At 67.5% G+C, this 7,133-nt stretch carries 7 protein-coding genes and 1 rRNA gene; 1 reads left to right on the forward strand and 7 read right to left on the reverse strand.

What is annotated here, in order from left to right; genetic code table 11:
* Positions 1-10: 10 nt before the first annotated feature.
* Genes recN through NGB94_RS07675 form a run of 6 tightly spaced genes read right to left on the reverse strand, consistent with a single transcriptional unit; the run spans position 11 to position 5,607 of the window.
* On the reverse strand, positions 11-1,735 hold the full coding sequence (gene recN / locus NGB94_RS07650) for a DNA repair protein RecN (RefSeq protein WP_325790010.1): 1,725 nt from the start codon (positions 1,733-1,735) through the stop codon (positions 11-13).
* On the reverse strand, positions 1,732-2,676 hold the full coding sequence (locus NGB94_RS07655) for an NAD kinase (protein ID WP_325790011.1): 945 nt from the start codon (positions 2,674-2,676) through the stop codon (positions 1,732-1,734). Before NGB94_RS07655 ends, recN begins: the two co-directional genes overlap by 4 nt.
* A 25-nt stretch (positions 2,677-2,701) precedes the next feature.
* Positions 2,702-3,574: a TlyA family RNA methyltransferase gene (locus NGB94_RS07660; RefSeq protein WP_325790012.1), complete on the reverse strand. Its 873-nt coding sequence runs from the start codon at positions 3,572-3,574 to the stop codon at positions 2,702-2,704.
* 1 nt (position 3,575) lies between these two features.
* Positions 3,576-3,800: a hypothetical protein gene (locus tag NGB94_RS07665; RefSeq protein WP_325790013.1), complete on the reverse strand. Its 225-nt coding sequence runs from the start codon at positions 3,798-3,800 to the stop codon at positions 3,576-3,578.
* 9 nt (positions 3,801-3,809) lie between these two features.
* Entirely contained in the window at positions 3,810-4,805 is a 996-nt protein-coding gene (locus NGB94_RS07670; protein ID WP_325790014.1) for an HAD-IIA family hydrolase, read from the reverse strand.
* On the reverse strand, positions 4,798-5,607 hold the full coding sequence (locus NGB94_RS07675) for a hypothetical protein (protein ID WP_325790015.1): 810 nt from the start codon (positions 5,605-5,607) through the stop codon (positions 4,798-4,800). The genes NGB94_RS07670 and NGB94_RS07675 overlap by 8 nt, the downstream gene beginning before the upstream one ends.
* Positions 5,608-5,613: 6 nt before the next feature.
* Between NGB94_RS07675 and NGB94_RS07680 the strand changes: the two genes are divergently transcribed.
* Positions 5,614-6,615 (forward strand): hypothetical protein, encoded by a 1,002-nt coding sequence (locus NGB94_RS07680; protein ID WP_325790016.1) that lies wholly within the window; start codon positions 5,614-5,616, stop codon positions 6,613-6,615.
* A gap of 407 nt (positions 6,616-7,022) precedes the next feature.
* Here NGB94_RS07680 and rrf read toward each other — a convergent pair.
* Positions 7,023-7,133, reverse strand: a 5S ribosomal RNA gene (gene rrf, locus NGB94_RS07685); the annotation flags it as partial.

The following is a 7,133-nucleotide window of genomic DNA, read 5'->3' on the forward strand; positions in this document are numbered from 1 at the left end:
GGTTGGGGTATTACTCACCGGGGACGGCAGCCGTCGCCAGCAGTTCCTCGGCGTGGGCACGGGCCGACTCCGAGTCCTCGTGGCCCGCAAGCATCCGGGCCAGTTCCCTGATCCGGGCTTCGCGGTCCAGCACGACGACGTCGCTGGCAGTTACGCCGGTTCCGTCGCCTGCGGAGGAAGAGGTTTTAATCACGCGGATATGGTGGCCCGCGAAGGCCGCCACCTGGGGCAGGTGGGTGACCACAATCACCTGGACGTGCCTGGCCAGCATCGCCAGCCGGCGTCCAATTTCGATCGCCGCCTTGCCGCCGACACCGGCGTCCACTTCGTCGAAGACGAACGTCGGCACGGGGTCGACTTCGGCAAGCACCACTTCGATGGCGAGCATGACCCGGGAAAGCTCGCCGCCCGAGGCCCCCTTGCCCAGCGGGCGGGGCGGTGCCCCGGGATGCGGGGCGAGCAGGAACTCAATCGCGTCAGCCCCGTGCGGGCCGAGCTCCCCGGTCGGCTCGACGTTGATCACCAGCCGTGCGTCCGGCATGGCCAGCGCAGTCAGCTCTGCGCTGACACGCTCCCCCAGCTCGGCCGCGGCTTCGGTCCGGAGTTTGGTCAGGCCGGCCGCCTCATCCCTGAGCCTTCCCTCCAGTTCAGTCAGCTCGGCTTCCAGCGATTCGATGCGGTTGCCGTCGTCGCCCAGGTCCGCCAGGCGCGCGCGGCTGGTTTCGGCCCATTCCAAGACCTCGTCGATGCTCGGTGCGTACTTGCGCACCAGGGTGGCCAGTTCAGCCCGCCGGGATTCAACCTCGGCCAGCCGGCCGGGCCCGTCGGAGTCCAGGGAAGCACTGTAGCTGGAGAGCTCCGCGGCGATGTCCGCGAGGATGTAGCCGACTTCGGCGAGCCGGCCGGCTGCTGCAGCCAGGGCGGGATCGTGCTCCCCGGCCAGCTCCAGCTGCCGCTTCGCCGCATCAACCAGCGAGGTTGCGTCTGATCCGTCGGAGAAATCACCGGCGACCAGGGCCGAGTGAGCGCCAACTGAGGCGGTGCGCAGTTCTTCGATATTGCCCAGGCGCATGGCCTCGGTCTTCAGGTTCTCGTCCTCGGCCGGTTCGGGAGCAACGGCGTCGATCTCTTCCAGCGAGGCGGCCAGGTATTCGGCCTCCCGCAGGCGTTCACGGGCGGTCTCACGCAATTCAGTCAGTTCCGCCGCGGCAGCACGCCAGCGGTCATAGCCGTCGCGGTACGCGCCCAACGCGGTGGACAGGGTTTCCCCGGCATATTTATCCAGGGCTTCACGCTGGGCAGTCGTGCTCTTGAGCCGCAGCTGGTCCGTCTGGCCGTGGACGGCCACCAGGTGGCTGCCCACCTCTGCCAGCACGCCCACCGGCGCGGAACGTCCGCCCAGGTGCGCACGGCTTCGGCCGTCAGCGTTGACGGTACGGGCCACCAGCAGCTCAGTGCCGCCGTCGTACTCCTCCAGCTCGGCACCCGCGTCCGCGGCGCGCACGACGGCGGGGCTGTCCGGAGAGAGCCGCACCACGGCTTCCGCCAGGGCTGACTTGGCGCCGGTCCGCACCGCACCGGCATCCGACCGGGCGCCCAGGAGCAGACCGAGGGCGGTGATGACCATGGTCTTGCCCGCGCCGGTCTCACCGGTGACCACGGTAAAACCGGATCCCAGGGTCAGCGTTGCATCGGTGATGACGCCCAGGTCCCGGATGCGGATTTCTTCGATCACGGGAGCACTCCTCCGCTTTCGGCAGTATCTGCTGGGTGGTTTACGGGGCCCCGCCATCCCTGGGTAGGCAGCTGGAACTTCCGGACCAGGCGTTCGGAGAACGGGGTCTGGTGGGTGCGTGCCAGCCGCACGGGCACGGTGGACCGGGTGACTTCAACGCGGGACCCCGGAGGCAGGTCCAGGCTGCGCCGTCCATCGCACCACAGCAGGCCGTTGGCCGCATTCCGGGTCAGGATTTCCACGGCCAGGATCGAATCCGGCGCCACCACAAGGGGACGGGAGAACACGGCGTGGGCGCTGATGGGAGTGATGAGCAGAGCTTCGACTTCCGGCCAGACCACCGGTCCCCCGGCGGAGAACGCGTAGGCGGTGGAGCCGGTGGGGGTGGCCATGACCACGCCGTCGCAGCCGAAGGATGAAATCGGGCGGCCGTCCACTTCCATGACCACTTCGAGCATGCGCTGGCGGTCTGCCTTTTCAACAGCTGCTTCGTTCAGGGCCCAGGTGTGGGCCAGCAGCGTGCTGTCCAGCCAGACCTTGACGTCGATGGTGAGGCGTTCCTCCACGGTGTAGGCACGGTCGACGACCCAGCCCACAGTCTTTTCCAGGTCCTCACGTTCGCTTTCGGCCAGGAACCCCACATGTCCAAGGTTCACGCCCAGCAGCGGTACCTCGGTGTCCCGTACGAGTTCCGCGGCGCGCAGGATGGTTCCGTCTCCGCCAAGGACCATGCCCAGGTCAACGTCACTGAGCTGGACGTCTTCGTTGAGGATCTCCGTGGGGACGGTGAGCTGCCCGTACTCGCCCTGGATGTCCTCAAGGTCCTTGCGCCGCATCACCGGTACGAGGCCCGCCGCGTGCAGCTGGGTGCAGACTTCCTGGGCCGCAGCCATGGCGGCCTTCCGGCCGGTGTGCGCGAGCACCAGTATCCGTCTGCTCATCTTGTTCCAGTCCTCTTCTGCTCCCTTACGGAGCAAGTGTGTTGCCGTCCCGCCAGTCTTCTACGCCCTCCGGCGCATCCGCAAACGCGGCGGGTCCGCCGAAGACCTCGTTGACCAGTACGGATGCCGCGGCCGCGCGTTCCACGGTGCCGCGGACTTCTTCCGCGGGTACCGTCATCCACATAAAGAATTCCACATTCCCGTTCTGGCCGGGCAAAGGGCTGCGGGCGATTCCGCTTATTTCCAGACCAGCATCAAGTGCCGCTCCGGCAACCCGTTCCACCGCAAGGCGGTGGCGGGCAGGGTCGGTGACGACGCCGGTGCGGTTCAGCAGCTCCCGTCCCACCTCGAACTGGGGTTTGGCCATCAGCAGCAGGCTGCCACCTGGGCGGGTTGCTGCGGCCAGGGGCGCGACGACCATGGTCAGGGAGATGAAGCTGAGGTCGGCAACGGTGAGGTCCACGGTGCCGCCGATGTCCGCGGGCGTGAAGTAGCGGACGTTCATGCCCTCAAAGACCCGGACGCGGGGATCCGCACGCAGTGAATCCACCAGCTGGCCGTGCCCCACGTCAACTGCGGCGACTTCGCGGGCGCCGGCACGCAGCAGCACATCGGTGAAGCCTCCGGTGGAGGCGCCGGCATCCAGGCAGCGCAGCCCGGTCGGGTCGACGGCAGGGAACGCCGCCAGCGCGCCGGCAAGTTTGTGGCCGGCCCGGCTGACGTAGTCGGGTTCGCCGTCGTCAGCAACGCTGAGCGGTTCGTCCGGCTGCACGGCGGCGGATGCTTTGGTGAGCACCGTCTGCCCGCGATGCACGCGTCCCGCAGCGATGAGCTTGGCGGCATGGGTGCGCGACCGGGCCAGTCCGCGGGCCACCAGCTCCTGGTCGAGCCGGGCCATGCTAGCCGTCCCCCATGCGCGGGCGCGGGCCAGGTGCGGGCGCCCGCCCGGGTTCCTCGTTCAGGGCAGCGAGCAGGCCGTCATGCAGTTCCGCGTAGAGAGCGGCATGTTCACCCACCGGGGTGTCGCCCACGGCCGAAAGCCGGGACAGCACCGTGTCCACAGCGGGATCACCGGTCAGTTCTGGTTCAGGAGTTCCCCGGCGGGGCTCTGCGCTTTCATCCACGGGCACAGCCTAGCGTCCGGCGCTGACAGTCCAGCGGACCTGCGGATTTGTCGGCCGGGCAGCGTTCGGGTGCTCCTGCCACCAGGCCGCGCAAGCCGCACGCCAGCCGTCCAGGTCGCCGGCCGGCGCGTCAATGAACACTTCTCCCCCGCTGACCCGTGCCGTCGCAGCACCGCAGCTGAATCCGCCGTCAGCAGGCTCCGGTGCAGGATAGGGATCGTACAGGGCTCCCAGGCTGGGAATCAGGAAGTCCGGCCGCTCCGCCGTCCGCGCGGCCAGCGCCGATGCGGGGCTGTCCACTCCGGTGAGCACCAGGGCGGTGGCGTAGCCGGCGTTGGTGCCTCCCAGAATGTCCGTGTCCAGCCGGTCGCCGACGACGAGGGGACGTTCCACACCCAGGTGCCGTGCCGCCGTCGTAAACAGCGGCGCTTCGGGTTTTCCGGCAACCACCGGCTGCCGGCCGGTCGCTGAGGCCACCGCCGCAACGAGCGTGCCGTTCCCGGGTGCGATCCCCCGTGCCTGCGGGATGGACAGATCCGTATTGGTGGCAACCCACACCGCGCCGGCGGACACTGCGAAGGCGGCCTCGGCAAGGTCCTTCCACCCGAGCCCCGGGTCGAAGCCCTGGATCACCGCCGCCGGCCGGTCATCCGCTGAGGAAACGGGAACCAGGCCCTGGGCCTGCACCTGCTCCCGGAGCGTTGCGCTGCCGGTGACAAGAACGGTGCTGCCGGCAGGCACCAGCCCGGCCAGCAGTTCTGCTCCGGCCTGGGCCGAGCCGAACACGTTGGCGGCCGTGGCGGGGGCTCCGAGTTCGCGAAGGTGCTCCGCGACCATGGCAGAGGAACGCGAGGCGTTGTTCGTGATGTACGCCAGTTTTACGCCGGCTGCATCCAGTCCCTGGAGCGCCTCAGGCGCACCGGGAATGGCATGCGGGCCGGCGTACACAACGCCGTCGAGGTCCGCGAAGACAGCGTCGAAGCTGCCCAGCAGTGACTCAGTCATTGCTGTCCGCACCCTGGCGGGCGTCGTCGTCCTCGCTGTCCGGTTCGGCTTCTTCGGCGCCGAGAAGGGACTCACGCTCGTCGCTGGGAAGTGCGTCCTCGTCTTCTGCGTCGATGTCGGCGGCGTCGGCTTCGCTTTCGACGCGCTCGGCGTAGTTGCCGGAGCGGTCTTCGGCAACTACGCCCTTGTCAGAGCGATCGGTGTTTTCCTCGTCGCGGCGGAAACGCGGCTTGCCTGCCGGCTCGTCGTCCTCGCCGAGGTCCATGATCTCCGGCTCGGCAAATTCGCCAATGCCCAGAACGCTTTCTGCCAGCAGTGCCTGGCGGCGCCACGGCTCTGCCTCGTTGCCGCGGCCGGCCAGCTCGAGGGCATCTGCGTAGGCGCGGAAGAGACGCGGGCTGTAGGAGAACGCACGGTTCTTGTCCAGCTGCGGAATCTCGAGGGCGCTGACGGCGGCGTCGTACTGTTCCATGTCCATGCGGGCGCCGGAGGCAACAATCGCGATGTCTACCTTGCCTGCGTTGTCCAGCTCCGCGGCTTCCTCGGAACGTACCAGGTCAAGGGCCCGGTCCGGACGTCCGAGTCCACGCTCGCAGTCAGCCATCATGGCCAGGTATTCATTCGAGCCGCTGATCCGCCGGTGGGTGCGGAACTCACGCAGGGCGTCACCGAATTCGCCGGCGGCGTAGGCGGTCAGCGCCACTGCTTCGCGGACGGCGGCGAGACGGCCGCCGCGCCGGCTGGCGGCGAGGGCGTGCTGGAAAGCCAGTTCGGGATCGGTGTCGATCAGGCGGCCGGCCATGACCAGGTGCTTGGAGACCCATTCACCGTTGACCTCTTCGAGGTTGCGCAGCTGCGCACGGGTGACCTTGTCCAGTTCCTGGCCCGTGACGTCGTCGTCGATCTCCGGCGAGCGTTCACGGCCCGCACGGTTGGCGCTGCGCAGGTCGCGGGCGTTGTGCTTGCGCTCGGTAACGGGCGCTTCCTCTGCGCTGTGGCGCTGCGGGCGGTCATTGCTGCGCTGCGGGCGCTCCGAGTCCTTGCGGAACGGCTTGCGCTCACCATCACGGGCGGGGCGGTCACCAAACGGCTTACGGTCCCGGGAATCCTTAGTGAAGGGCTTGCGATCGCCACGATCATTGCTGAACGGCTTACGCTCATCCCGGCCGGCAAACGGCTTACGATCTCCACGGTCGGAATTGAACGAACGACGCTCACCATCACGGGCGGGGCGGTCACCAAACGGCTTACGATCTCCACGATCATTGCCGAACGGCTTACGGGGACCGCCTTCCTTGCTGAAGGGCTTACGCTCGCCGTCACGGGCAGGACGATCGCTCCAGGGCTTGCGCTCACCACGGTCGGAATTGAACGAACGACGCTCACCATCACGCGACGGACGATCACCAAACGGCTTACGATCTCCACGATCATTGCTGAACGGCTTACGGGGACCGCCTTCCTTGCTGAACGGCTTACGCTCACCATCACGGGCAGGACGATCACCAAACGGCTTACGATCCCGGGAATCCTTAGTGAACGGTTTACGCTCGCCGTCACGGGCAGGACGATCGCTCCAGGGCTTGCGCTCACCGCGATCGGAATTGAACGAACGACGCTCACCATCACGCGACGGACGATCACCAAACGGCTTACGATCTCCATCACGGGCAGGACGGCCGGCAGAGGACTGCCTGTCGTTGTAGGACTTGCGCTGCGGGGGTTTGCGATCGTTCGCGCGGGGGCGTCCCTGGCTGTCGCGGTCTTCCCGGTTGTTCTGCTCGGACATGCTGAGTTCCTCTCGTCGTGAGCCGACCAACGGAATTTAACTGCAGTCGCTCGTCACTATGTATGTGTAGGTAATGGGCAGGACTTTGCCTGCAAAAGTCGTGGGGACCGCACGGGGTCCCTCTCAATTCTAAGGCAGAGAGCCGCCTTCCCGGTCCGCGGGCCTCCGTCTGCGCTCCTGCGGGCCGTGAAGCTCACCACTTCCAGGCCTCACTGTCCCCGCAAACAGGGGTTCTGCGCGCCTTTGCGTGCCGTGGTTCCCATGGTGTGGGGCTGGTGCCGCCTGGTGTGGTCCCGCCAGGTCACAGGTGTCACGGAGTGTGGGAAGGACGGTCAGGCTGGCCGGCTCCGGGTGCCGGGGCGGCCTGAGTAGGTGGTGTTAAAGCAATTCAGGCCCCGCAGCGTTGCGGGGCCTGAACTTTAATGGTTGTCCGGCGGTGACCTACTCTCCCACACCCTCCCGGGTGCAGTACCATCGGCGCTGCGGGTCTTAGCTTCCGGGTTCGGAATGGGACCGGGCGTTTCCCCCGCGCTGTGACC

The sequence above is a fragment of the Arthrobacter koreensis genome, assembly GCF_035792275.1.
Classification (GTDB): Bacteria; Actinomycetota; Actinomycetes; order Actinomycetales; family Micrococcaceae; genus Arthrobacter_B; species Arthrobacter_B koreensis_A.